We start from the raw sequence: 26,313 nt of genomic DNA, 5'->3' as shown, positions 1-26,313 counted from the left end.
AGTCTTTCTTATTAGGTGTGATATAAATCACTTAAAAAAAGCTAAAAAATCATCATAAAGTTAGTAGTTGTGCTGTTAAAGTACCAATTTTGAAAGCTAGGGCGTATTTTCAAAGTCTTATATCCCACTTAAAAAGTGGGCTTTAGGATAATTTATTTCTTGGAGTTGCCTTATGTCTCCCCTCTCTTAAACATCTACCGTGTATACACAAGTCGGCAGACCTCTCCCCAAACCCCTCTCCGAAGCGGAGAGGGGCTTTGAAGATTGACTCTCCTTCTGTTGAAGGGTTGGGGCTGTTCTTGTTAGGGCTGAGAGCGCTTTGAGCAAAATCAGGACTTACGCAAAAACTCTCTGCAACTCTTATTTCTTGGCGTACTTGGCGTACTTCTCCCTTGGCGCTAGCCTCTCCCTTTGGGAGAAGGGGAGACGCTACGCGATGGCGGTTCGTTTTTTCATGATTTTGCGTAAGTCCTAAAAATAAGTCACTTGTGTATACACCGTAGCTCCCAAACATGGGATTCGGGGAACTAGAATTATTTCTCCCCTCTCTCAAACATGGGAGAGGGGCTGGGGGGTGAGGGAAAAGAATGTAGAGACGTAGCAGTGCTACGTCTCTACAAGGGTTCTGGGTAACGCATATTTAATTTCACCAGATGTCTATTTTGCTTTTCTAATCCCAGTTATTTGAAAAATTAACTCTGCTGCTTTATTCATTAACGAAGTGTTAATCTCAAGTTGATAATTCCCCTGTTTTAAAACCTCTGTCACAACTTGACTGAAATCTGCATTACCTTTTCTCGCACCCAAGCCATTAATTGCACATTCAATTTGCCTCACACCACAACTTAAAGCAATGAGTGAATTATCTACCGCCATACCCAAATCATCATGACAATGTACTGAAACGACAGCTTCATTAATATTGGGTACTCGATTAAAAATCATTTGCAGAAGTTGCGAAAACTCTTGTGGCGATGCCAAACCTAAGCTATCAGGAATACTAACAGTAGTAGCACCACTCTTGATTGCAGTTTCAATAGATTTACACAAAAAATCAGGCTCACTTCTGGGAGCGTCAAAAGCACTCCATTCTACATCATCACAGGAATTGCGTGCTAGAGATACACTATCTTTGATTGTTGCTAATACTTCTTCTTTGCTTAATTTAGATTGATTTTTCAGATTTACGGGAGTATAAGTGTGAATTCTACCTCTTATCGCTGGTTTAATTGCTTCAGCAAGAGTGATGATTTCATTGAGATTGGAACTTGCTAGACCACAAATAATAGAATTTTTAACTATTCTAGAAATATTAAAGACTTCATCAAAATCTTTTTGAGAACTTGCTGGATAACCAACTTCAATAATATCTACTCCCATTTCTTCGAGCAATTGGGAGATGGTAATTTTTGCTTGCAGATTCATCTTGACACCAGGCGTAAGTTCTCCATCACGCATGGTGGTATCAAAAATAATTACTTTATTATGATTTTGTGACATATTGGCTAGACAAAGCGATCGCTTAGAGGTTGTTTGAAAAGTCTAATTTATTACTCGCCGGGCGACTAGAAGTCGCGGCTACACAAACAAAACCTGCCTACGCAGGTTAAAAACCTTAATTTTTCGTTAGTCCACCAAGGTGGACTTCCTTTGTGTAGTAGCGAATTATATTCGCCTAATACTTTTCAAACATCCTCTTAGAGCAAATACAATCTTAAGGAATATCCTCACTTAAGAAAACTGTCTCTAAATCCTGATAACCACTGAGAATACGTGCAACCTCCACACCGTCAACAATGGGACGATAAAATATCAAGTAATCTTTTACTGGGAAACTCCGTAAACCTCTGGCAAAATTATCGCAACTTTGCCCCATGTTAGGAAAATTAGCCAACAGTTTACACTGCTGGATAATTTTTTTGTTGAGTCTTCGAGCTGCACCAGGATTAAAGCGGGTAATATAGCTGCTAATTTCTTTCAAATCTAATCTAGCTGAAGGCGCTAAAATACACCTACTCATTATTTAGCCGCCTCTGCTTGTTGCATTTGAGCTTCAGCGCGTCGGATATCTTCCTCTATTTCTGCAAATACCTCTTCACCATCTATTCCTTCACCACGTTCGAGTTCTTCAATACCAACTTGGATTTTAGCTTTCAATTCTGCTAGGCGCTGCTCTCGAATGCGATCGCGTTCATCTAGCAATCTCAGTGCTTCACCCATCACCTCACTCACTGAGTGGTATCGACCGCTATTAACTTTATCCTTAACCAACTGCTCTAGTTCTGGGGTCAAAGATATGTTCACAACTATTACCTCATTCCATTTACTCTATATGCTAACTGAAAAGGGTTGGTTCAAGGTTAATTCGGCGATGTTTGAGCTTCTTGATAAATTATTTCTTGAAACTGGATCATATCTTTTTGTGGATCGGCGTGGCTAACTTTCACCAATATCTGTTCGCCTAAGTTTACAGAACGTTTGAAAGTCATTGGTAACTGCAAGCCCAAATCTTCTAACAAAATTAGGGCCAAGTTGCTGTCTTCGCGCAGCCACATCAACACTGTTACATCCCAAGTTTCCTCTGGATGACGGCGTAAATACTCTAGAGCATAATATCTATTAGTTTGCCGTTCCACCATTGTCACCTCTTGGGTAATGCTGGTGACAGTCATCATCACTTCTTTAAGTTGTTCTGCGGAAAATGGCAGAACTTCACCGCGCAAATGAGCTTTCAGTTGGAAGTGGGTAAGCAAGTCACTGTAGCGGCGGATGGGGGAGGTTGCTTGGGTGTAAGTATCCAAACCCAAGCCAGCATGACGCAAAGGCGTAATGCTCATTTCACTCTTGGGCATACAACGACGCATGGCGCAAGCGCGGACGAATCCAGCCGGAAGTAGGAGCAATTCTTCATCTGGAGGTAATTCTGGTTGTGGCTGACCGCGAAAGGGCAAAGGTATGTTATGAGCTTTACCATAACGAGCCGCAACTTCACCGGCAAGAATCATCATTTCTGCTACGACTTGCCGTGATGGGGAATCGTCCAAAATATCAATGTTGATCTCGTCACCTTTGACTTTGATCGTCGCTTCGGGCATAGTGATGCTAATTGCCCCTTGAGCGTAACGCCAAGCTTTGCGGCGCTGTGCCCAGGTAGCGATCGCCGCAATTTCCGGTTCTGCTTGTACCCGTAATTGCAGCATTTCATCGACATCTTCGTAGGTGAGGCGATAAGTCGGCTTAATCAAGCTGGTATGAATGCTGTAATCTTCTACTACCCCATCTGTACCTAAAACAATCCCGAAACTGAGGGCGCAACAAACCCGTCCCTGGATCAGACTCATTGGCCCAGTTGCCAATACCTCTGGGAACATGGGAATCATCCCCGTAGGTAAATAGACTGTACTACCCCGCTTTCTGGCTTCCAAATCTAATTCATCTTCCGGTACTAACCATCGAGTGGGATCGGCGATATGCACCCACAGGCGTTCCCGTCCATTGGGGAGTACTTCCCAACTTAGACCATCGTCGATCTCTGTGGTAGTTTCATCATCAATGGTGTAAACCTTCAGGTGAGTCAGATCAAGGCGGTTTGTATCTGAGTCAATGGGCGGGAAATCCAAACGCTGTTGCGCCACTTCTAATACCTTTTGAAGAAATTGAATCGGAATTGAAGAACGACGCAGGAACAAGTTTTCATAAGGACTCCAGCAACCCAAATCTACCAATAGTTGAAAGGCTCCTTGGGGTGTTGTGGGTCGTCCCAGCAAGGTCATTGTTTCTAATACTGGAGCGCTGGGCGGATAAGCGCGAGCCAAGGAGTCATAATTTACCCCCGTCCGCACCGTGTCAGCAAGTAGGGCTGCGTATTTTTCTAGTCCTTCTAAGCGCTGGCGATCGTGGCGCCCCCACTCGACTGCTTCACCTTTGAGGGCCTGCTCTACACGAGTTAAAAATTCCTGCTGTCCTTTAGCTTTTAGTACCTCTACTTCCAGTTGGTGCTTGCGTTCTGCGACTTGAGGAGCAGTCCGAGGCTCGTAAGCATCTCCTTTTTGCTTGAAATAGAGTTTGTCGTCTGATAACAAGCAATAGGCAGCGTAACAAGCAGGCGGGTCTGATTGCGAAAATAGCAGATTTGCCATTTGCTCTGGGGTGAAAGTTTCCCCATCTTCAACCAGTAATTCCCAAGCTACTTCCAAGGCAGATGGGTCTAAATAGGGCTTGACCTCCTCCAAAAAGCTGGCAATCTCAGAGGATTTGTAAGTCTGTCCGGTAACTGTATAGGTTGTTTGTCTAGGCGCGAGGCTGTAGGATTGACCACGTTCGTCTATCACAAACCAGCGGGTTTTACCGTCTGGACGTTCTACGATGCCCAGACGGCGATCGCCTTGAACCCTAAATTCAACTAGCGTCCCCTTCTCCACAACTCTCGCACTTTAATTTGGTAAACAGTTTAAATTAGTTAGGAGTGAGGAGTTAGGAGTGAGGAGTTAATTGATGACTCATAACTCATAACTCATAACTTTAAATTAGTTAGGAGTGAGGAGTTAACTCATAACTCATAACTCATAACTCATAACTCATAACTCATAACTATTTTTAGCCTTCCGCATTGATAAATGGCAACAAAGCCACAATCCGCGATCGCTTAATTGCTAATGTCAACTCTCGCTGTTGCTGAGATGTCAGCCCAGTAATCCGACGTGGCAGTATTTTACCCCGCTCGGTGACAAACTTACGCAATAAATCAACATCTTTATAATCGATTGGTTCTCCTGGCTTGATCGGAGAAAGCCGACGACGGAAATAACTCATCTCTACTTAATTTCCTTGTGAACGGTATGTTTGTTGCAGTGGGTGCAGAACTTTTTCAGTTCTAGCCGGTTAGTGGTGTTGCGGCGATTCTTGGTACTGGTATAGCGTGAAACACCAGCCGAACGCTTGTCTGAATTTGTCCGACACTCGGTACACTCTAGTGTCACGATAATGCGGGCACCTTTACTTTTAGCCATAATCTTACAAACAGTGAAGCCTGAAGAGAATTAACACAAATGATTATCTTCTCACATTTCGCCGCATATTTTCAACTAATCTTTTAATTTTTATATCGAGGGAGTAGCCACGACGCGACGAAACGATGAAAGTTCCACAATAGCGATCGTGTAAAGCCTGGTGCATCTGGGTATCAGAGAAGGCAGTGCCACAATCAATAGCTAGGGGAAGTACTAGGAGTATAGCAGTGGGATTGGCTCTAATATTGCTCAGGGCAATTGACACGAAAAGGGCACCCAAGCCAATAATCACCTCTCGCTTCACCAGTGAGAGCAAATCTGGAATTCTGCCTATTACTTGCCCATCTTCCACTGACAATACCTTTAAATCGAACGCCCAACGCCCTAAACTTTGCCCTTGATTGTTATATACCAGCAGCACCCGCAAAACTAGCCAAAATATCACAAAAACTAGGATTTGTACCAATTGAATCCCGATATCTCCGCCTCCCAGTAGGGAACTGACTAACCAGACAGCAAGGAAATCAAGTCCTAATGCCATACTTCGCCGCCCAATCTCAGCCTTGGGATAGTGTTTTTGGGGAAGTCGTTCGATAGTCATACAAAATAGGTATTTTTATTTAAGTAGGTCGGCGCAATAAAAGCTAACTGGCTAAGGCTGTCATTTGTCCTTTGTCATTTGTCATTTGTCCTTTGTCATTGGTCATTAGTAAGGGTTTTAAGCCTATTTTATGTTTCGTAACATACTTTGGTTTTTTCGCACAAACTTATTTAGGGGTTGGGAAATAGCGATCGCTCCTGTTTTTTATATTAGGGACTTCCAAATAAAAAAATACTCAACTGCTGATTGTGGGGCGCTCGTGTCGCCCACCCCACAAGATTGGGTGATTTCTAACTAGGATACAAAATCCGCGTTACTTTACGATATAAAGAAAAAAGTTGGAGGCGATCGCGATGTTATCAGTCAGCGATGCAGAAGCAATTATTTTAAATTTGGTGCAACCGTTGGATGATCAACGGGATACAGAAGTTGTAGATTTATTAGCAGCCGATAGTCGCATTTTGGCTAGGCCGATCACCAGTTCACTAGATTTTCCCCATTGGGATAATTCGGCAATGGATGGTTATGCAGCTCGCTACGAAGATGTGCAGCACTCTAGCACTGAAAAACCAGCCGTTTTAGAAATTGTTGAAGAGATTCCGGCTGGCTACCAGCCCAAGTCTACCATTCAAACAGGGCAAGCAGCAAGGATTTTTACAGGTGCGGTACTTCCAGCAGGTGCGGATACTATAGTCATGCAAGAGAAGACACGCCAAGAAGACAAGCGGGTATTTATCCTGGATGCGCCAAAACCGCAAGAATTTGTCAGACACAAAGCAGCTTTTTACCAAGCTGGAACACAACTACTACCAGCAGGAATTAAGTTAAATGCCCCAGAAATTGCCGTATTGGCAGCAGCACAATGTTCGCAATTACGTGTTTACCGCCGTCCGCGTGTGGCAATTTTTTCTACTGGTGATGAGTTATTAGCAATTGATCAACCGCTACAACCAGGGCAAATTGTGGATTCTAATCAGTATGCGATCGCCGCGTTGGTGAGACAAACTGGCGCAGAACCGTTAATTTTAGGTATTGTTAAGGATGATCCAGTTGCTCTGGAGATGTCTATTACCCACGCCATTGCGATCGCTGATTTAGTTATCTCTTCTGGTGGTGTCTCGGTGGGAGATTATGACTATGTTGACAAAATTCTAGAGTCACTACAAGCAAAAATCCACATTCGCGCTGTCCAAATTACTCCCGGAAAACCCCTCACCGTCGCCACTTTCCCAACTCAAAACTCAGCACTATACTTTGGTTTACCAGGAAATCCTGCTGCTGTGTTGGTGACATTTTGGCGGTTTGTCCTACCAGCAATCAAGAAACTTTCGGGAATTAGTGAAGGTTGGGGGCCAGTATTTTTGAAAGTGCGATCGCATGATGAATTGCGATCGCATGGTCAGCGCGAAACTTACCTTTGGGGTAAATTGCATTTAATTGATGGAGTTCACGAATTTCACAAAGCTGGTGGTAGTCATAGTTCCGGCAATTTAATTAATTTAGCTCAAACTAATGCTTTGGCTGTTCTACCGATAGGTAAAACATTAATTTCTCCACAAGAAGAGGTGCTAGTTTTGCAGCTTAGTAATGGGTAATGGGCAGGGCTATTTCATTCTCATCTAGCCCGCCTCAGAATGAATTCACCTCTCTTATAGCGAAAGTTGTCTAAGAGGATGTTTGAAAAGCCCTGGCACAGGTGCGGCTACACAAACAAAACCTGCCTACGCAGGTTAAAAACCAATACGCTTGGGTTAAGACTAAAACCCTTGTCCACTGGACAGTGTAGAGACGTTGCATTGCAACGTCTCTACAGGCCTATGGTTCTCCAGAAAATCCTTAACCCAAGCGTATTGCAATAAAAGTCAGTTTTTTTTACGAACCGCTAAGGACGCAAAGGGCGCAAAGAGAAGAAAGAAATGCTTAACTGAACTATATTGGGTTAAAAACCTTAATTTTTCCTTAGTCCACCAAGGTGGACTTCGTTTGTGTAGACCTGTAGAGACGTGTTAGCGTAGCGGGACGAAGTTCAATTTCGCGTCTCTACCAAGGATTTTGGGCTTAAGTGAAGCGTATTGGGTTATAGTCCGTTTTAACGGACTTTAGCTATGAGCCAGGAACTTCAGTTCCTGGTGGTTTATGTCTCAATACAGTTCACTTAAAATGTCTGCTCAAACGCTTCAATCAAGCTGTTAACTTCCTCAATGGTGTTGTAATGCACCATACTCACCCGAACTATTCCACCTTGGGATGCTAACCCCAGGTATTCAATCAGCCGTTTAGCATAAAAGTCTCCGTAGCGAATCCCAATGTAATGTTGGTCAATTTTTGTCGGAATGGTTGAGCTATTGATCCCATCGACGACAAAAGATATAGTTGGCACACGACATTGGCAATCAGCCTTTGATTGACCAATCACTCGCACATTCGACTTGCTGTTGAGGTAATTTAGTAGGCGATCGCTAATCTTTTCTTCATGTATGCTAATTAAATCAAACGCCTGCACCATCTGATTTCTCAAATCAGGTGCAGTTTCATTCCCATAGTGGAGTCGTGCTAATTCACTTAAATAATCACATAAACCTAACATTCCATAACTTAATTCAAAATTGACATTCCCTAGCTGAAATTTATAAGGTATATCTGTCTGTTCAATAAAATAATGATTAAGACTAGGCAATCTTAATAGATGTTCTTCTTTGCCATAAAGTAAAGCATGATGTGGCCCATAGACTTTATAAAAACTCAAAGCATAGAAATCAACATCTAAATCTTGCACATCAACTAATCTATGGGGTGCATAAGCTACACCATCCACACAAATCATCGCGTTGCGATCGTGTACAAAGGCAGCAATTTCTTTGATGGGGTTGATGGTTCCCAGAACATTAGAAGCATGAGTCAGGGCTACCAGTTTGGTGCGCTGACTCATCAGTGGTTCTAAATCTGCTAAATGAAGTTCCAAACTATCCCGACGAACTTGCCATACTTTAACCTTCATCCCTTGTTTTTCCAGAGCGAGCCAAGCACCAATATTGGCCTCATGGTCACAATTAGTCACAATAATCTCATCACCCGGCGTGAAGGTTTGACCCAGACAAATTGAGAGGACTTTCAACATCATTGTAGTAGATGGGCCCATGACCACTTCTTTAGAAGAATTAGCATTAATCAAAGTAGCCATTCCCCTTGTTGCTCTCGCCAATCTTTCTCCTGCAAGTTGGGAAACTGCATAAGAAGCTCCCAACTGGACATCAGAACTTAGGAGAAATTCGCTAATTCTATCTACTACTTTTTTCAGAGTTTGTGACCCGCCAGCATTATCAAAAAAAGCCCATTCCCCAGCGAGAGCGGGAAAATATTGGCGAACTTTATCAATATTCAGGAGCATAATATAAATCCTCTAGAGAATGTTCTTTACCCTAGCCTACCTTTTGGCAAGTTGCCCAGATAGCATCTACATCCTATTTTGGTATTTACAGCTGATTGTGCCAGCCTTCTTGCTCTGCAAGAATCTCTCTCAAGAGGGTATATTTTGGGACTCAAAGAGTATCTTACTAAGATATCTAACTTCCAGCAAGGGTTAATGTCTTGATTCTTCACAATTGTCGCTAATTTTATTTGATAAGTTTAAGATAGAGTCAAAGCAACTATTGTTTTAATTCTTAATTCCTTGATTAAAAATAAAGGAACGAGCTATGAACACTACAGTTAAATACGGCATCGAGGTTATTCAGGAAGAAGCGCTTGAACTTGTTAAAAGGGGACTTGTTAACCGTCAGCAGTCAATTTATACCCTTTGTAAATATATTCCTCATCATGACTGGGTTAATTTGGAGCTTGAGTTAGAAAAAAATGAATTTCTACTCAGAGATAGAATTATCGACCTACTCAATCATGAATCTTGGGAAGACGATTCAGGCTGCATCTAGAAGCTAAACCTCATTAGCAGAATCACACTAGACTCGTCCTAAAATTAAATTTTTCTAAAAATAGAAGTTGAAGAAGAATCCAGAAGCCAGAAGTCAGGAATCAGAATCAATTAGTGGGGGATTCAGACGGGAGCATCTCAATGAGTGTAAAAACACCCTTGCCCTGGCCAATGGAATTCGCGGCTACACAAACTTTCGTCCGCCTACGCAAACTCAAAGAATTTGAAACCCAGGTCGGTGGGTTTTGTCTGTATAGCCGTGATTTCTAATCGCCAGGTATATTTGCAAAGGTGAGATGCTCCCGTCCCAATACTGCGTAGGTTTTGAAAAATCGTAGGTTGGGTTGAGGCTCTGCGAAACCCAACAAAGCCCCCCAAATGTTGGGTTTCGTTCCTCAACCCAACCTACACGGGTTAAGGTTTTTGGGCTTAACCGAGCAGTATTGGCTCCTGTCCCGTTCGCGGAGTGTTTCCGTACGTAGGGTAGCCCTTACTACAAACTAAAAGCTTTTATTTTTTGTGACACTTGCGTAAGTCCTAAAAAATACTCAACTACTTCTTGTGGGGTGGGTAAGATGCCATTGGTGTCAACTTAAGTCAGGAAGCTCATTCCACAGTCATTTTACCCCACCCCTCAATCCCCTCCCCGTTCACGGGGCTACGGTGTACACACAAGTCCAATTACCCCCCTTAATCCCCCCGATAGATTGGGGGGAAACAAGAAATCCAGTTCCCTCCCCAATACATACGGGGAGGGTTAGGGTGGGGTAAAACCTTCGTTAATCAAACTTTTTCAGACTTGTGTGTACACCGTAGGTTCACGGGGAGGGGAGATTTTGTCACTAGACAAAAGCGGGGTGGGGTTGCCAGAGCATAATTAGTAATTGAGTAGACTTGGTATCTGACAATTCAGGTTATGTGGAAAAGTCTACCAAAAACCTAACCCCCTTCCCGATACGGGAAGGGGGAAATTCAAAGTCTCTCTCCTTTTAGGAGAGAGAAATAGAAGAGAGGTCTTCCAAATGCCGTGAAAAGTCAGACTTGGTATGAGGCCATTGCAAGGGTTTCACGTTAAGTTGACACCAATGGCAAGATACCTACCCCACCAATACTGCGTAGGTTTTGGAAAATCGTAGGTTGGGTTGAGACTCTGGGAAACCCAACAGAGCCCCCCAAATGTTGGGTTTCGTTCCTCAACCCAACCTACACGGGTTAAGGTTTTTGGGCAAAACCTACGCAGTATTGCCTACCCCACAAGATTGGGTAATTTATTTGTTGTCAGTCCCTTAGCTGTGATTTTAGGGTTTTGAACCTTTACTTTTTTGATAAAATTTTGTTTTTATAAATCTTAATTTTTACTATAGTGTTTACATACTTTTGGTGTAGGCGTAGCGCGTCCTAGACATCGCTACTCAACTACCATTAGCCCCACGTTTGTAATGTTGAAAGATTACAAAATGAAGTGTGCAAAACGACACTTTGTAGGTTTTGCTTAAAAAATAAAAATGTGTAGATTGGGTTTCGCCACGAACATTTTTAACCCAGCAGTATTGGTGGGGAATATGGATTTAATATTTCCACTGATCAACAGACATCTGGTCAAGAGTGTGTTGCAGAAGCTGTAACACACCACTCGAAGGTTTTGGTGCATAAGGGACTTGCAAAAAATAAATTATCCCAATTGATTTGTCGATTTGTAGGGGCGCAAGACCTTGGGCCCCTAGAATGGGGTGTTTTTTTACTGGAAGTCCCTAATGTTTTGAAATCACAGTTCCTCTATCTCTAATTTGACAATAGAATGAGTTCACCGACTCTAAAAGTCTATATACTGACTCGGTTTATTACTAACTTGCATTGTCTCTCCTGTTTTAGGACTTGCAAGATTTACATGGTGTATTATGGCGTGGGCATCAAGACATCTGCTTGATTTTCTCTCAGCGAAAATAAACTTAATTTTTAACAATTTACTAACTCTAGCTTCTGCTAGTCGTCGTGATATTAAAAAACTCATTATAATTGGCGAATTAACTATGCGATTCATGGAAGTTAATCAGGAACTTCAGCAAACTCTCGAAGAACTCCAGGTAGTGGAAGAAGAACTGCGTCAACAAAACGAAGAGTTGGCAATTGCCCGTGAGCTAGTAGAATTGGAGCGCCAACGTTACCAAGATTTATTTGAGTTCGCTCCTGATGGTTACTTGGTAACTGATACCGCAGGTATTATCCAAGAGGCTAACCGAGCCGCCGCAACCTTGCTGGCTGTCCGCCAAAAATATTTAATAAACAAACCATTAATTTTATTTATTGCTTCCCAAGACCGTCAGACTTTTATTACCCAACTGAATAATTCGCAGCAGGTACAGCAGTGGGAAGCTTACTTCAAACCACGGAGAGGTAAAGCTTTCCCGGCTAGTATTAGAGCCTCTGTCATGTACGATTCAGAGGGTAAGCAAGTTGGTTGGCGCTGGTTAATTCGCGATATTAGCGAACACCAACAGGCCAAGGAATTACTGCGCCAAGCTTCCGATGAGTTAGAACAACGAGTGGCAAAACGGACAGCAGAACTTATGATGTCCAACATCCTGTTGCAACAAGAAATTAGCGATCGCCAACGCGCAGAAGTTGCATTACAACAAAAGGAAAATCTTTATCGTCATCTGGTGGAAAGCCAAACTGACATAATTATCCGCGTTGATTTGCAAGGGCAGATTACTTTTGCCAATGTGGCTGCTTGTCAAACCTTCGGCTGGACACAACATGAGTTTGCTGGTCAGTCATTTTTCCAGTTTCTTCATCCAGATGATTTGTCTGAAGTGACGGAAGATATGACAACTTTAGGATCTTCATTCTATCACTTGACTAATCGTGAGCGACGTGCATTGACAGTCAACGGTATTCGCTGGTTTCAATGGAATGCGATGGCAATTCATGATCACAAAGGAGAGGTTGTTGAAATCCAAGGGTTAGGTAGAGATATTACTGAACAGCAAGCGGCGCTACAGGATGTCTACGAGGAGCTTCGCTTACGCCAACTTGCAGAAGTTGCACTGCGCCAAAGTGAGGAGAAATTTCGCACTTTTGTCGAAAACACCGACGCACTCATCTGGATTGGTAGCCTAGATTCATTTAAACCCTTGTACATTAGTCCTGCTTATGAGAAGATTTGGGGTCGAACTTCCCAGCATCTGTTTGAGGATCCAGACTCCTGGATAGACAACATTCATCCAGAAGATCGCGATCGCGCCACCCAAAAAATCTGGCAACTACTTAGTGGTAGTCAATCTATTTCAACAGAATATCGGATTTTGCGGCCGGATGGATCGGTGCGCTGGATTTGGAATCGGGGCTTTGCTGTCGATGATGACCAAGGAAAAATTAACTACTATGGTGGCATTGCCGAAGATATCACCGAGCGCAAACTGGCTGAAGAGTCATTGCGTCAGAGCGAGGAGAAATTTCGTACTTTTGCCGAAAATACCGACGCAGTTATCTGGATTACCAACCAAAATAATATATTCCGAGTCTTGTACGTTAGTCCTGCTTATGAAAAGGTTTGGGGTCGCTCTTGCCAAAGTCTATTGGAGCAGCCTGAGTCCTGGATAGACGCAGTTCATCCAGAAGATCGCGATCGCCTCGCCAATGTTGCCAAACAACAGCTTAATGGTGAGTCGGCTTCAGTAGAATATCGAATTTTGCGACCTGATGGATCGGTGCGCTGGATTTGGAATCGGAGCTTTACTGTCTATAATGACCAAGGAAAAGCTAGCTACTATGGTGGCATCGCTGAAGATATCACCGAGCGCAAACTGGCAGAACAAAAAATCTCCGAACAAGCCGCCCTACTTGATATTGCCACCGACGCGATATTAGTTCGAGATTTCCAATCTCAAATCTTATTCTGGAATAAAGGTGCAGAGCGGATGTACGGTTGGCTCTCTACTGAGGTGATCGGAAAAGACCTCCACGAGATTTTGTACCCAGCAGAAACTCGGCAGCAACTGGAAGTACCATTAAAAAGCGTAATTGAGAGTGGCTCGTGGCAAGGTGAGTTATATAAAGTGACCAAATCCGGTCAGAAAATTGTTGTGGGAAGCCGTTGGACATTGATGCGTGATCCTGCCGGAAAACCCAAATCTATCCTGACTGTTGACACTGACATCACCGAAAAGAAACAACTCCAAGAGCAGTTTTTTCGCACCCAGCGATTGGAAAGTCTTGGTACTCTAGCAGGTGGTATTGCCCACGACTTGAACAATATATTGACACCAATTATGGCAGCAGCTCAATTGCTACAGGGAAAAATTGTCCAAGATCAGGAGCGTTCTGCGCAACTGCTGACACTTGTAGAGATCAACGCCAAACGCGGAGCAGCTCTAGTCAAACGAATCTTATCCTTTGCGCGAGGATATAAAGGAGAGCCAACAATTATTCAAGTCCAGTACTTGATTTCAGAAATTATCCAAATTGCTCAACACACATTTCCCAAATCTATTGAATTTTCCACATTTATCCCAAAAGATATTTGGGCGATCGCTGGGGACACGACACAACTGCATCAAGTGTTGATGAATCTGATTGTAAATGCCCGCGATGCTTTACCAGATGGCGGCAATATCAAAATCTCTGTGGAAAATAAGTTTATTGATGAAGCTTATACCAAAATGAATCTCAATGCCAAAGTTGGCGATTATATTGTGATTACTGTCGCCGATAATGGAACTGGGATACCGCCAGAAATATTAGATAGAATTTTTGAGCCATTTTTCACCACAAAAGAGGTAAATGCAGGTACGGGACTCGGACTTTCAACAGTGCTGGACATCATTAAAAGCCACAACGGTTTTATCGAAGTGTCTAGCAATGTTGGTAGAGGTAGCAAATTTGAGGTATTTCTACCAGCAGTGGAAGTAACCCAAGAGTTGGAGATAGAACACCTGGATCTGCTACCAGGAAAGGGAGAATTGATTTTAGTTGTAGATGATGAAGCCGAAATTCGCGAGATTGCCACAATCATTCTAGAAAACCATAACTATAAGATACTTACTGCCAGCAATGGCATAGAGGCGATCGCACTTTATGCCGAACACAAGCATCAAATCAATGCCGTAGTGATGGATATAATGATGCCGGAGATGGATGGAATCACCGCCATTCGCACCTTGCAAAAAATGAACCCGCAGGTTCAAATTATTCTCTGTAGCGGACTGAACTCAACGGACGTGTTTGCTCAAGCAGAGGAAGTTAATGTCCAAGCAGTTTTATCAAAACCCTATACAGCCAGAGAATTATTGAACAGTTTGCACCACCTATTTTCCTAATTCCTAAGAGGATGTTTGAAAAGTCCTTTTCCTGGTAGCAAAACGTTCTAGATCCCAATACGGTTCATAAAGGGGCTGAAACTCTTTTTTTTACGAACCACAGAGGCGCAGAGAACACAGAGAGAAGAGAGAAGGAGGAAATGCTTAACCCAAGTGTATTGTTCTAGATCCCTCTAAATCCCCCAATTTATCGGGGGACTTTAATTCTTCCCCCTTTTTAAGGGGAGCCAGCGCGGTCTTGGGGTCTCCCCAAGTAGAGCGACTGGCGTGGGCTAGGGGGGATCGAATTCTATGCAGCTTCATAAAAATTGGTATTACGCAATAACTCTCTAAAACTCTTATTCCTTTGTGTCCTTTGCGCCCTACCCTGCGGGAAGCCGCTCCGCGTCTATGTGGTTCGTTTTTTCATTATTTCGCGTAAGTCCTATCCTATATTTATCCAAATCTGCCGCTAACGTAATCTCGCGTGTCTTGCTGCTTAGGATTGTTGAAAATTACTTCTGTTGCGTCGTACTCTACCATGTAGCCGCTACGACCACTTGTCTCTGTAGTCCGAACATTAAAAAAGGCTGTTTTATCAGAAACCCGCGCTGCTTGCTGCATATTATGGGTGACGATAACGATGGTGTATTGCTCTTTAAGTTCGTGAATCAGTTCTTCAACCCGCAAGGTAGAAATAGGGTCGAGAGCGGAGCAAGGTTCATCCATTAGTATAATTTCAGGTTGTACTGCGATCGCACGAGCAATACATAACCGTTGTTGTTGTCCACCGGATAAAGACGATCCGCTTTGCCGTAGTTTATCTTTGACTTCATCCCACAAAGCTGCTTTTCTGAGACTGCCTTCTACCAATTCATCTAAATTTCCTTTGTAGCCGTTGATTTTGGCTCCAAAAGTAATATTGTCATAAATTGATTTGGGAAATGGGTTTGGTCTTTGAAACACCATCCCAATTCTCCGACGTACTTCTACAGGGTCGATGTCGGATGCATACAAATTTTTATCGTAAAAAAGTATTTTACCTTCTGCCCGAAATGACTCAATCAGGTCATTGAGACGGTTATAGCATCGCAATAATGTACTTTTACCACAACCAGAAGGGCCGATAAAAGCTGTCACCTGATTTCTCGGTATATCTAGCCAAATATTCTGTAAAGCTAAAAACTTCCCGTAGTAAACGTTAAGATTTTCGGTGCGTAAAACTGTTTCAATATCATTCACGGTGCTAGTGTTGGTAGCCATAAATTAAATCTAGTGTTAGTTTGAGGAATGGGTATCTGCACTGTGAATGGTTGCTCACTAAGCTTTTTGACGAGTTGCCCAGCGAGCGATGATACTTGTGACTAGAACCATCAACACCAAAATCAAAGATGCTGCCCAAGCTAGAGATTGCCAATTTTTAAACGGTGAAATAGCATATTTGTAAACCAAAACAGCCAGAGAAGCTGTTGGTTCAAATAAACCATCGGGCCAAAAGTTAGAAAACAGAGCAGTAAATAGCAAAGGTGCGGTTTCTCCAGATGCTCTGGCGATCGCTAGCGTTGCCCCAGTTACAATAGCTGGTAAAGCTGCTGGTAAGACTACTTGACTAACTGTTTGAAAGTTAGTCGCTCCCAACCCTACAGATGCTTGTCGCAAATCCTGCGATACTAGCTGCAAGGCTTCATCAGTAGTTCGCAGAATAATTGGCAACATCAAAATTGCCAGTGCAAACCCTCCACCAAGGGCTGAATATGATCCTAAGTTCAACTTTACCAGTGTTAAAACTACAATGCCATAGGCAAATACCCCAGCAATAATTGAGGGGACTCCACTAAGAACGTTAGCCGCAAAACGCACCCATCTGGCTACCTTAGCTGAACTAAATTCTGTGATGTAAATCGCCCCCAATACTCCAAAGGGAATGCTAATCAAGGCAGCGATTCCTACCATTAGTAGAGTGCCTAAGATTGCATTACCAAAGCCTCCTCCCTTTTGTAGAGCTTTGGGTGGCAATTCCACAAACACAGCCAGATTCAGACTGCTAAAGCCTTTAATAACTACGTAAGAAAGCACTGCTAGCAAAGGTAAAAGTGCCAATACTCCGCAGGTAAATGCAACTACGGTCATCACTGTATTAAACAGTGTTCTTTGAGATGTGGGAGAGCGAGTTAAACTGCGCTCTGGAAAATTAGAAGTCATAATTTAACCCAAAACTAAGTACAACATTTCATTAATTCGTAGCGAACTCTCTGCGAACCTTTGCGCTTCCCTTTGCGCCCCTACCCTGCGGGAAGGCGAAGCGCCTATGCGTTTAAATTTCAACTTTCAATTGGCCACGATTTTATGCAAAGCTGTACTAATATCTTGATCCCCCTAAATCCCCCTTGAAAAGAGCGACTTTGATAGATATTTTTCCGGTTCCCCCCTTATTAAGGGGGGCTAGGGGGGATCGAATTCTATGCAGCTTCATAAAAAATTGGTATAAGCTATATTCGCTTGACTCTCACAACGATCAACTCTGCCAGAATATTGACTACCAGTGTCAAGAAAAATAGAACTAAAGCCGCGTACATTAAAGCCGCAACTTGCAAACCACTCGCTTCTGAGAATTGATTTGCCAGTAGAGAAGAAATCGTATTAGCTGGTGCTAAAAGAGAAAGACTGATATTGTTGGAGTTGCCAATTAACATCGTTACAGCCATTGTTTCTCCCATTGCCCGGCCCAGAGCCAGCATTACAGCACTAACTATACCCGAAAAGGCTGCTGGGATCAGAACTTGCAAAATCGTTTCCCAGCGCGTTGCTCCTAATCCTATAGAGGCTTGGCGCAAACTAGGAGGTACAGAAATCAAGGCATCGCGGGATAAAGCTGTGATGATGGGCAAAGTCATAATCGCTAATATGACTCCCGCCGGCAACATTCCTGGCCCTGTAGGAGAAGTGCTAAAAAATGGCAGCCAGCCAAAGTAACCATTAAGCCATCTACCCAAGCTGGTTAATATTGGCACCAGAACGAAAATACCCCACACGCCGTAGACAACGCTGGGAATAGCTGCTAGTAGTTCTACTGCAAAAACCAGTACCAGCTTCACTTTAGAGGGTAAAAAATCCTCGCTCAGTACAATAGCAGTACCAACACCAATTGGAACTGCTATTAGTAGACCAATAAAAGAACTCAAGAGAGTTCCATAAATTTGAGGTAGCACCCCATAGCTATCATTAACCGGGTTCCAAGTTGCGTTGGCTAAAAAGCCGATACCAAACTGTTGGATGGCAGGCCAAGCGCCAATTGCTACCTGTGACCCGATCCATAATAAAGTGCCAGCAACCCCAAAGGCGAAAATTTGAGTCAGCCAAATAAAACCCCGATCTAGCGACTTTTCTACTTCAGAGCGGTTTCTAATAGCTGATGACAGATTTTGAGAATTTGTAGTCATAGATACCGACTTTCATAATTCAATCAGAGAAAAATATGGGAGGCAGCCAAATTAGTTAGGACTTACGCAAGTGTCACAAAAAATGAAAGCTGTTGGTTTGTAGTAAGGGCTACCCTACGGGAACGCTCCGCGAACAGCCCTGATTTTGAGGACTAAAGTCCTCACTACAAACTCCAAATAATATGCCAGTTGCGTAAGTTCTATTAGTAAAATTGCCTCATCATCTATTTAAACTGATATATTTGGCAACTCAGTATTTACAGATACTAATTGTTAGGCGTGTTTGATACTTACTTGTTAGCGCTAGTAGCACTGGCAACGGAAATTTTATACTCTGGACTCATTTGATCGGCCGCAGCAGCCACCTTTGCGATGACGTTTGCGGGTAGAGGAACATACCCTAGTGCAGTAGCCTGCTTCTGTCCTTCAGTTAAAGCGTATTCGATCGCGGCTTCCATCGCCTTGGCTTTTACCGCATCGGCATATTTCTTGTAAGCCAAAATCCAGGTATAAGTGACAATGGGATAGGAATCAGCTCCTTCGGGATCGGAAATGAAGGCGCGGAGATCTGGCGGTAGAGTTACTGATGCGAGAGTTTTAGAGGCTGACTCTTCAGTAGGTACAACAAACTGACCACCTTTGTTTTCCAAGGCAGCAAACTTGAGACTATTTTGTTTGGCATACCCGTACTCGACATAACCAATAGAACCTTGAGTTTGTTGGATTTGGGCGGTAACACCCTCATTACCCTTAGCACCCACTCCTGTAGGCCAGTTGACAGTTTTGCCTTCGCCAACTTTACTCTTCCACTCCGGGCTGATAGCGCTCAGGTGTTTTGTGAACACACCCGTGGTTCCGCTACCATCAGAACGAGAAACAACTGTAATCGCCTGTTTAGGAAGTTTTGCACCTGGGTTAGCCTTGGCAATTTGGGCATCATCCCAAGACTTGATTTTACCTAGTAAAATATCGACGTAAACAGCCCGTGGTAGCTTGAGTTCTGGAACATCTGGCAAGTTGTAAGCTAGCACGATACTACCAGCAGTTACAGGCAGTAAAATAACGCCCTTATCTGCTGGCACTTTCTGGATTTCTTCATCCTTCATCGCAACATCGCTGGCACCAAAGTCTACAGTGCCTTTGATAAATTGCTCAACTCCAGCACCGCTACCAACTGATGCATAGTCAATTTTCAGATTTGGATATTTTTTGTTTAAATCCGTAAACCAGGTATCGTAAAGTGGTGCAGGGAAAGACGCACCAGCCCCGGTTAACTTGACAGTTGTGCCGCCAAAATCTAATTTAGCTGGGCTAGAGGCAGTAGTATCTGTAGCAGTGCCAGAAGGTGCATCCTTGGTAACTGTGCTATCTGGTGTTTGCTGTCCGCCACAAGCTGCTAGGCTGATTGTCAGTGCTAACACGGAAATTGTACCTGTGAGGCGGCGAGTTTTTATTGCACTAAGACGTGAGAGCATTGCTATAAATTTTTTAGTAATTTTTTAGGTTAGCGTTTCTAAGATACCCTTAAAGGACAACGTTTGAGATTAACAATAGGTTAATAAGTCCAAAATAATGCTTGTTTTTTTGATCAAGAGCAAATCCTTATTTCTAGTTTTGGTTGATAAATTTTATACTTATACCTGATTCTAGGAGCAAGGCAAGAGGAGTAAGATTCAAAGCCTCTCTCCCTTTGGGAACTTCCAATAAATTATTCAATCTTGTGTGTGGGGTGGGCGACACGAGCGCCCCACAAGAAATAGTTGAGTATTTTATAAAATCAGACAATAGACATCTAAGCCGCAATTCGCACAACTGAAAAATTACATACCAAAAAGGCAAAATAAAATATGCTAGTTCTTAAGATGTCAGCACAAATTTAATTTCAATATTAATAGACATAGGAGTGAAAAAGAATGTAAGACGTAGCACTGCTACGTCTCTACAAGGGTTCTGGGTAACGCATATTTAATTTCACTAGATGTCTAATGTTTATACTGGTTGCTGTTGGTTTTACTTTTTGCCTTTTCCTGGTCGGCTGATAAATGTTTGCAGCTTCCAATCAATTACTATGGTCTATGATTGGCTTACTCCTAACAATGGGTGGCACCTTCTTAGAAGTTTATGGCATCACCTTACCTTGGACTTGGAGTCAGCACGGAATCCAGACTTTTTCTTTAGGTGTCAATTTTCAAATTGGCGCAGTACTGTTGGTGGGTTGTTTAGGGGGCAAAAGTGCCGGTGCGCTCTCACAAATTGCCTACTTAGTCATGGGGTTAACCTTATTACCTGTATTTGCCGATGGCGGCGGTATTGGTTATGTCAAGCTATCTCAGTTTGGCTATCTACTAGGCTTTATTCCTGGAGCTTGGATTTGTGGCTTGTTCGCCTTTAAAGCTAGACCTCGACTAGAAACTCTTGGCTTTAGTTGCATCTGTGGCTTGTTAACTCTCCACGTATGCGGTATTACTTATTTGATTATTAGTTATCTTTTTCAGTGGAAAGGCACAGAAAATCTACCCTTGATGCAAGCAATGCTCAGATACTCCTGGTTTGCACTACCAGGACAACTAACTGTGGTCTGTGCCGTTACTGTAATAGCATATGTATTGCGTCACTTAATGTTTTATTAGTTCATTGTCCTTCGTCCTTTGTCATTTGTGAAAAACTCATGACCAATAACCAATAACCAATAACCAATAACCAATGACCAATGACCAATGACCAATGACCAATGACCAATGACCAATGACCAATGACTAATTCACCATGCGTTTAAAAAATCGCCTTTTTTGGATCGCTGCCTTCATAGCTTTTTTCTTAGACCAAATAACAAAATACTGGGTGGTGCAAACCTTTAGCTTGGAGCAGACACTTCCACTTTTACCTGGAATATTTCATTTTACCTATGTGACTAACACTGGTGCCGCTTTTAGTCTATTCACTGGGAAAGTAGAGTGGTTGCGCTGGCTATCTTTAGGGGTGAGTTTAGTATTGATAGGATTAGCTTCCTTTGGCCCAACGTTAAATTTCTGGGATCAGTTGGGCTATGGTTTGATTTTAGGCGGAGCAATGGGCAACGGTATTGATCGCTTTGTTTTAGGCTACGTAGTTGATTTTCTTGATTTTCGCCTGATTAACTTTCCTGTGTTTAATATCGCAGATTCATTTATTAGTATCGGTATTGTTTGCCTGTTAATGGCTTCTTTGCAAAAAACACCGACTTCAAATAGCAGGTGGGATTAAATCAGTGAACAGTTAACAGTTAACAGTTATCAGTGATCACAGTAACAGTGCGGGGATTTGACCCCGACACCAAACACGCCATTTTTAGAAATGAGGGACTCTAACTCAATACGGAAAAATTAACTGATAATGCGGATACTTGATAACTGTTAAAGTAGTAAGCCTGGGATTGATTATCCCAGGCTATCGATTACTGAAATCCTTGCTCAGTGCTATATGCGAAGACTTGATCTACGGGTTCCAGAGATTTTGATCGTACACCAGTTTTGAGAAGTGGTGCAAAAAGTCAAGGTGTACTGGCGATCGCTGATGGCAAACTAGTATTCAGATTATGCCCCAGCTTTTAATTTAATTACCTGTGCTAGGAGTTGTTGGCGAACTAGAGCTGGGAGTACTGGGAGAGCTACTTGGTTCGGTGGTGCTGCCAGGGGTGCCAGACTCAGGTGGAGTTGCGCTTCCTGGTTCGGTAGTGCTGCCAGGAGTGCCAGATTCTGGTGGGGTGACGGTTCCTGGTGCTGGATTTAAGTTGGTAGGAGCGCCAGGTTCAGAAGGGGTAACGGTTTCTGGTGCTGGAGTTGTGCTGTCAGGAATGCTAGATCCAGGTGGTGTGGTTTCTGGTGCTGGAGTTAAGTTGGTAGGAGCTTCAGGTTCAGAAGGGGTAACGGTTCCTGGTGCTGGAGTTGTGCTGTCAGGAATGCTAGATCCAGGCGGTGTAATGGTTTCTGGTGCTGGAGTTGTGCTGTCAGGAACGCTAGATCCAGATGGTGTGGTTTCTGGCGTAGTTGTAGTGCTTCCAGATGGCGTGGTTTCAACTGGTGCTGTACTGCTACTAGGGCCGTTAATTGGTGTGCCATTGGGACAGCGAGAATTTTGCGGGGAGCGCTCACACAGGATTTCCAGAGCGCCTGGACCCAAGTAGACTTCCGTTGAACTGGTGGAGTTGCTACTGGATTGGGCTATGAAGGATTTACTAGATTCAGCAACAGCAATATTTGTGGTCAGTGCCAAAGATAAAGCTGTACCAATCAGGGTCAGAGATTTTCCCATCATTCTGAAATTAACCTCAACGGAACACTCGACCTATTAAAACACATAATGAGATTTTAGAAAACCTTCCTAAATGAAGATATTTAAGTTTGTTTCCGAATATGTGGATTGTAAAATTGGCAGAAATTGAATATGTTGTTTATTGATAATTAGTGTTTAAATTTACAAAAAGAAAAATAAGACTTGTAGTTATTGAATTACTAAATGTTTAGATATAATAAGCCTTTGACAATGGATAGAAATTTGTGATTGTAGAAAGAAGTGACGAAAATAACAAATTAATAATGATGCTGATCAGCTAATTTTAAGTATAAACTAGATCAAAAAGTTACGTATAGCCAATTTATGCTTTGGCTTATGAGTAAAATGATGGAAGATTAACATCCAAATTCTAATTCGCCCGATTCTTCACTAAAAACTATGATGTAAATAGCCGATGAGTTCTCCCCAACCCCCTCACAAGCCACAAACGTTACTAGGTCAACTGACTCAAGCAGTACATACTATTCAAGCTAGGGTCGATTTTTCCAAATTGGCCCTCAAGCCTAATGCCAAGGTACCAGAACTTTGGGTGCAGGATGCGGGGGCGGATAAGGCAGAGGTATATCCACTGTTGGGCGATCGCTATATTTTAGGCCGTAGTTCCAAATCCAGCGATATCGTCATCCGTAACCCTGTTGTCAGCCAAATTCACCTGTCGCTATCGCGGAATTATACTCATAGCACCTCAGTTTTCGTCATCAAAGACGAAAACTCCACCAATGGCATTTATCGGGGGAAGCGTCGCATTAATTCCCTGGAACTACGTCACGGCGATATTCTGACTCTGGGCCCCCCAGAACTCGCCGCTTCCGTGCGGTTGCAATACGTCGATCCACCAGCCTGGTATGTCAAAGCTACAAGTTGGACAGCTTATGGTATCGGTGGCGTCAGTGCCCTGTTAGCCTTAGTGATTGGTGTCGAATGGCTGAAATTTTCAGTTAAACCTTTACCTACAGCTACACGCGCCCCAGTAGTTGTTTACGCCCGTGATGGAGCCACTCCCCTGAGAGAGCCTCGGACTACCTCTCATGTAGACATGAAACGTTTAGAGGAATTTGGCCCTTATTTGCCTGCTGCGGTGGTGGCTTCAGAGGATAGTCGTTATTATTGGCACTTTGGGGTTGACCCTCTGGGGATCTTACGAGCCGTATTGATCAATAGCCGCAGTGGAGATGTACAACAAGGAGCCAGCACTGTTACCCAGCAAGTTGCCCGCAGTTTGTTCCGCGAGTATGTAGGCAGACAGGATACCCTTGGACGCAAATTGCGGGAGGCCGTTGTCGCCCTAAAGCTTGAAACCTTTTACAGCAAAGATGATATTTTGCTGATGTACTTAAATCGGGTTTTTTTGGGGGGAGATACCTCTGGCTTTGAGGATGCAGCCCGATATTACTTTGAAAAGTCGGCTAAAGACTTAACTTTGGCAGAAGCAGCAACATTGGTAGGGATTCTACCAGCTCCCAACGGGTTCGATTTTTGTGGAGATGGGCCAAATAAGCTAGAAGCAGCCGAATACCGGAATCGCGTGATTAAGCGGTTGCTGGAGATGGGCAAAATTAAACCTGAAGATGCTAACCGAGCGAGACGCTCCACCGTTCAAGTTAGTCCTAAAGTCTGCGAACAGCAAGCCAAAACCATCGCTCCTTATTTTTACAGTTACGTCTTCTCTGAACTGGAATCAATCTTGGGGGAGGGAGCTGCAAGGGAAGGAAACTATATCATTGAAACCAACCTTGATCCAGCCATACAAAGGCAAGCAGAAGCAGCGTTGAGTAATTCGGTGAACAACGCTGGTAGAAATTTTAATTTTTCTCAAGGGGCTTTGGTAACTCTTGACTCTAGTACAGGCAGCATCCTAGCAATGGTGGGCGGGACTGATTATAGAAAAAGTCAGTTTAATCGTGCTGTTCAAGCCAAAAGACAGCCAGGTTCCACTTTCAAAATCTTTGCTTACACCGCCGCTATTCAACAGGGAATTTCACCATCAAAAAGTTATTCCTGCGCTCCTTTCACTTGGCAAGGCTTTACTTATAAACCCTGTCGTGCTGGTGCAGACACTAGCTTAGATATTGCCACCGGACTAGCGCTTTCAGAAAATCCCATCGCCCTGCGAGTTGCCAAAGAAGTCGGGCTGGATAAAGTCGTGGCAATGGCGCAGCGTTTGGGGGTAAAGTCAAACCTCGATCCGGTTCCTGGCTTAGTACTAGGTCAAAGCGTGGTCAATGTTTTGGAAATGACTGGTGCTTTTGGCGCTATTGGTAATCGAGGTGTGTCGAATCGTCCCCATGCCATCAATCGAATTTTAGATAGTGGTGATTGCCGCGATCGCAATGATATCAAAACCTGTCGTGTAATCTACTCCTTCGACCAAGATCCGGCTGCTAACAAACAAGTGCTGACAAATGGCGTCGCCGATGAAATGACTAGTTTGATGCGCGGCGTAGTCACAAGAGGTACTGGTCGTAGTGCTGCCATTGGACTAGGGGAAGCTGGTAAAACTGGCACGACTGATAAAAACGTTGATTTGTGGTTCATAGGTTTTATCCCCAGTCAGCGACTTGTAACTGGCGTTTGGCTGGGAAATGACAATAATTCCCCGACATCTGGTAGCAGCGCTCAAGCAGCTCAGTTATGGGGCAATTATATGCGGAGAATTGCGCGGTGATTTCAGGGCTATTTCATTCTCATCTAGCCCGCCTCAGAATTAATTCTGAGTCTAATAGCGAAAGTGGTCTTGCTCGGCTGTAATTTTAGGCACTTTTAGATCCCCCCTAACCCCCCTTAGAAAGACACAAGTCGGCAGACCTCTCCCCAAACCCCTCTCCGCTTCGGAGAGGGGCTTTGAAGATTGGCCAACCCTTCAAGGGTTGGGTCTGTTCCAATACGCTTGGGTTAAGGCTAAAACTCTCAGTAAAAGTGAGTTTTTTTAACGAACCGCAAACGCGAGTGCGTCTCCCCCTGGGAGAAGGACGCCAACGCGAGTGCGTCTCGTAAGAGAAGGACGCAAAGGAAGAGAAGAGAGAAGGAAGAAATGCTTATCCCAAGCGTATTGGGTTATAGTCCGTTTTAACGGACTTTAGCTATGAACCCGGAACTGAAGTTCCGGGTGGTTTATGTCTAGGCTGAAATACCCCTGGCGGTAATTTGGCATTGGGGATAATGATTTTATCGTGACGTACCTACACCGCCTGAGTACAGGTCGGTGTAGGCTTCTCAGAGACTCTTGAATGAAGACATAACCTGAGCTTTGAGGGCGTGCGTCCCACGCGCCTTTATGTTTATAGAGGCATTCAGATCCCTGCACAAACTAACTTTACAATTAGGGCAATTGTGCGTTCTTTCTGACAGCGACTTTATTACCTTAGTGCCACAATTAGAACATTCAGAGCTTGTGCCGTTTGGGTTTACAGCAATTACTTTGAGTCCAGCATTTTCGGCTTTGACTGTTAGTATTGAGAAAAACTGTCCCCATCCGGCAGACGCTCGAAGACTCGCTAACGCTACGCTATCGTTTACACTTTTAGCCAATCTTGTTTTAGCTAGTCCTTTGATATTCCATTTTTCTACTGCGACAACATCATACTTTTTGAGTAAGTTGTTTGCTGTCTTGAAGTGAAAATCCTTTCTAGTATCAGCGACTTTCTGATGTTGTTTACCTAACTTTATAATCGCTTTTTTACGTCTATTACTTCCCTTCTTTCTTCTA

20 protein-coding genes are annotated in these 26,313 nt (G+C 43.4%); 6 read left to right on the top strand and 14 right to left on the bottom strand.

Going from position 1 to position 26,313, the window contains the following annotated elements; genetic code table 11:
- Window positions 1–657: 657 nt before the first annotated feature.
- From LC605_RS10575 to LC605_RS10545, 7 genes are all read right to left on the bottom strand, one after another.
- On the bottom strand, window positions 658–1,500 hold the full coding sequence (locus tag LC605_RS10575) for a 2-isopropylmalate synthase (RefSeq protein ID WP_229547505.1): 843 nt from the start codon (window positions 1,498–1,500) through the stop codon (window positions 658–660).
- 214 nt (window positions 1,501–1,714) lie between these two features.
- Window positions 1,715–2,020: a type II toxin-antitoxin system RelE/ParE family toxin gene (locus LC605_RS10570; RefSeq protein WP_229547504.1), complete on the bottom strand. Its 306-nt coding sequence runs from the start codon at window positions 2,018–2,020 to the stop codon at window positions 1,715–1,717.
- A complete protein-coding gene (locus tag LC605_RS10565; protein ID WP_229547503.1) occupies window positions 2,020–2,304 on the bottom strand; it encodes a type II toxin-antitoxin system ParD family antitoxin in 285 nt (94 codons plus the stop codon). The genes LC605_RS10570 and LC605_RS10565 overlap by 1 nt, the downstream gene beginning before the upstream one ends.
- Window positions 2,305–2,360: 56 nt before the next feature.
- Window positions 2,361–4,421, bottom strand: coding sequence for a ribonuclease catalytic domain-containing protein (locus tag LC605_RS10560; protein ID WP_229547502.1), 2,061 nt, complete (start codon window positions 4,419–4,421; stop codon window positions 2,361–2,363).
- Between the two features lie 175 nt (window positions 4,422–4,596).
- Window positions 4,597–4,812 carry a 30S ribosomal protein S18 gene (gene rpsR, locus LC605_RS10555; RefSeq protein ID WP_012411240.1) on the bottom strand — a complete coding sequence of 72 codons (216 nt, stop codon included), beginning with the start codon at window positions 4,810–4,812 and terminating at the stop codon, window positions 4,597–4,599.
- A gap of 2 nt (window positions 4,813–4,814) precedes the next feature.
- Entirely contained in the window at window positions 4,815–5,009 is a 195-nt protein-coding gene (gene rpmG / locus LC605_RS10550) for a 50S ribosomal protein L33 (RefSeq protein WP_094333178.1), read from the bottom strand.
- 43 nt (window positions 5,010–5,052) lie between these two features.
- Window positions 5,053–5,610 (bottom strand): RDD family protein, encoded by a 558-nt coding sequence (locus tag LC605_RS10545; RefSeq protein WP_229547501.1) that lies wholly within the window; start codon window positions 5,608–5,610, stop codon window positions 5,053–5,055.
- 353 nt (window positions 5,611–5,963) lie between these two features.
- Between LC605_RS10545 and glp the strand changes: the two genes are divergently transcribed.
- Entirely contained in the window at window positions 5,964–7,205 is a 1,242-nt protein-coding gene (gene glp, locus LC605_RS10540) for a gephyrin-like molybdotransferase Glp (RefSeq protein WP_229547500.1), read from the top strand.
- Window positions 7,206–7,765: 560 nt separating this feature from the next.
- Here the strand turns inward: glp and LC605_RS10535 are convergent.
- Window positions 7,766–8,998, bottom strand: a complete 1,233-nt coding sequence (locus tag LC605_RS10535) for a cysteine desulfurase-like protein (RefSeq protein WP_229547499.1) — start codon at window positions 8,996–8,998, stop codon at window positions 7,766–7,768.
- Between the two features lie 307 nt (window positions 8,999–9,305).
- Between LC605_RS10535 and LC605_RS10530 the strand changes: the two genes are divergently transcribed.
- Entirely contained in the window at window positions 9,306–9,539 is a 234-nt protein-coding gene (locus tag LC605_RS10530; protein WP_229547498.1) for a DUF4327 family protein, read from the top strand.
- A 1,897-nt stretch (window positions 9,540–11,436) separates the two neighbouring features.
- Window positions 11,437–14,856 (top strand): PAS domain S-box protein, encoded by a 3,420-nt coding sequence (locus LC605_RS10525; protein ID WP_229547497.1) that lies wholly within the window; start codon window positions 11,437–11,439, stop codon window positions 14,854–14,856.
- A gap of 435 nt (window positions 14,857–15,291) precedes the next feature.
- Here LC605_RS10525 and pstB read toward each other — a convergent pair whose 3' ends face one another.
- The 4 genes from pstB to pstS all read right to left on the bottom strand — a co-directional run bounded on the left by pstB (window position 15,292) and on the right by pstS (window position 19,750).
- On the bottom strand, window positions 15,292–16,098 hold the full coding sequence (pstB, locus tag LC605_RS10520) for a phosphate ABC transporter ATP-binding protein PstB (RefSeq protein ID WP_229547496.1): 807 nt from the start codon (window positions 16,096–16,098) through the stop codon (window positions 15,292–15,294).
- 57 nt (window positions 16,099–16,155) lie between these two features.
- On the bottom strand, window positions 16,156–17,037 hold the full coding sequence (pstA, locus tag LC605_RS10515) for a phosphate ABC transporter permease PstA (protein WP_229547495.1): 882 nt from the start codon (window positions 17,035–17,037) through the stop codon (window positions 16,156–16,158).
- A 287-nt stretch (window positions 17,038–17,324) separates the two neighbouring features.
- Window positions 17,325–18,275 (bottom strand): phosphate ABC transporter permease subunit PstC, encoded by a 951-nt coding sequence (pstC, locus tag LC605_RS10510; RefSeq protein WP_229547494.1) that lies wholly within the window; start codon window positions 18,273–18,275, stop codon window positions 17,325–17,327.
- A gap of 290 nt (window positions 18,276–18,565) precedes the next feature.
- Window positions 18,566–19,750, bottom strand: coding sequence for a phosphate ABC transporter substrate-binding protein PstS (gene pstS, locus LC605_RS10505; RefSeq protein WP_229547493.1), 1,185 nt, complete (start codon window positions 19,748–19,750; stop codon window positions 18,566–18,568).
- A 567-nt stretch (window positions 19,751–20,317) separates the two neighbouring features.
- On the opposite strand from pstS, the gene LC605_RS10500 reads away from it, so the two are divergent.
- Together LC605_RS10500 and lspA are read left to right on the top strand one after the other, a co-directional pair.
- Complete coding sequence (locus LC605_RS10500) at window positions 20,318–20,905, top strand: biotin transporter BioY (protein ID WP_229547492.1); 588 nt, start codon at window positions 20,318–20,320, stop codon at window positions 20,903–20,905.
- A gap of 136 nt (window positions 20,906–21,041) precedes the next feature.
- Window positions 21,042–21,518, top strand: a complete 477-nt coding sequence (lspA, locus tag LC605_RS10495; RefSeq protein ID WP_229547491.1) for a signal peptidase II — start codon at window positions 21,042–21,044, stop codon at window positions 21,516–21,518.
- Window positions 21,519–21,866: 348 nt separating this feature from the next.
- Here lspA and LC605_RS10490 read toward each other — a convergent pair whose 3' ends face one another.
- The gene (locus LC605_RS10490) at window positions 21,867–22,568 is read right to left on the bottom strand and encodes a hypothetical protein (RefSeq protein WP_229547490.1); all 702 of its coding nucleotides are present in this window, start codon (window positions 22,566–22,568) and stop codon (window positions 21,867–21,869) included.
- 433 nt (window positions 22,569–23,001) lie between these two features.
- On the opposite strand from LC605_RS10490, the gene LC605_RS10485 reads away from it, so the two are divergent.
- A complete protein-coding gene (locus tag LC605_RS10485; RefSeq protein WP_229547489.1) occupies window positions 23,002–25,272 on the top strand; it encodes a transglycosylase domain-containing protein in 2,271 nt (756 codons plus the stop codon).
- 548 nt (window positions 25,273–25,820) lie between these two features.
- On the opposite strand, the gene LC605_RS10480 is transcribed toward LC605_RS10485, so the two are convergent.
- On the bottom strand, window positions 25,821–26,313 hold a 493-nt coding region (locus tag LC605_RS10480), incomplete at its 5' end, for an RNA-guided endonuclease TnpB family protein (protein WP_229547488.1).

The sequence above is a fragment of the Nostoc sp. CHAB 5836 genome (assembly GCF_020829445.1).
GTDB lineage: Bacteria > Cyanobacteriota > Cyanobacteriia > Cyanobacteriales > Nostocaceae > Nostoc.
Note: the sequence above shows the minus strand (reverse complement) of the source record. Positions and strands in the feature narration are given on the sequence as shown.

Coding starts and splice junctions, on each gene's coding strand:
- LC605_RS10575 (WP_229547505.1), bottom strand. CDS start 1,500: ATGTCACAAAATCATAATAAAGTAATTATTTTTGATACCACCATGCGT.
- LC605_RS10570 (WP_229547504.1), bottom strand. CDS start 2,020: ATGAGTAGGTGTATTTTAGCGCCTTCAGCTAGATTAGATTTGAAAGAA.
- rpsR (WP_012411240.1), bottom strand. CDS start 4,812: ATGAGTTATTTCCGTCGTCGGCTTTCTCCGATCAAGCCAGGAGAACCA.
- rpmG (WP_094333178.1), bottom strand. CDS start 5,009: ATGGCTAAAAGTAAAGGTGCCCGCATTATCGTGACACTAGAGTGTACC.
- LC605_RS10545 (WP_229547501.1), bottom strand. CDS start 5,610: ATGACTATCGAACGACTTCCCCAAAAACACTATCCCAAGGCTGAGATT.
- glp (WP_229547500.1), top strand. CDS start 5,964: ATGTTATCAGTCAGCGATGCAGAAGCAATTATTTTAAATTTGGTGCAA.
- LC605_RS10535 (WP_229547499.1), bottom strand. CDS start 8,998: ATGCTCCTGAATATTGATAAAGTTCGCCAATATTTTCCCGCTCTCGCT.
- LC605_RS10530 (WP_229547498.1), top strand. CDS start 9,306: ATGAACACTACAGTTAAATACGGCATCGAGGTTATTCAGGAAGAAGCG.
- LC605_RS10525 (WP_229547497.1), top strand. CDS start 11,437: ATGGCGTGGGCATCAAGACATCTGCTTGATTTTCTCTCAGCGAAAATA.
- pstB (WP_229547496.1), bottom strand. CDS start 16,098: ATGGCTACCAACACTAGCACCGTGAATGATATTGAAACAGTTTTACGC.
- pstA (WP_229547495.1), bottom strand. CDS start 17,037: ATGACTTCTAATTTTCCAGAGCGCAGTTTAACTCGCTCTCCCACATCT.
- pstC (WP_229547494.1), bottom strand. CDS start 18,275: ATGACTACAAATTCTCAAAATCTGTCATCAGCTATTAGAAACCGCTCT.
- pstS (WP_229547493.1), bottom strand. CDS start 19,750: ATGCTCTCACGTCTTAGTGCAATAAAAACTCGCCGCCTCACAGGTACA.
- LC605_RS10500 (WP_229547492.1), top strand. CDS start 20,318: ATGTTTGCAGCTTCCAATCAATTACTATGGTCTATGATTGGCTTACTC.
- lspA (WP_229547491.1), top strand. CDS start 21,042: ATGCGTTTAAAAAATCGCCTTTTTTGGATCGCTGCCTTCATAGCTTTT.
- LC605_RS10490 (WP_229547490.1), bottom strand. CDS start 22,568: ATGATGGGAAAATCTCTGACCCTGATTGGTACAGCTTTATCTTTGGCA.
- LC605_RS10485 (WP_229547489.1), top strand. CDS start 23,002: ATGAGTTCTCCCCAACCCCCTCACAAGCCACAAACGTTACTAGGTCAA.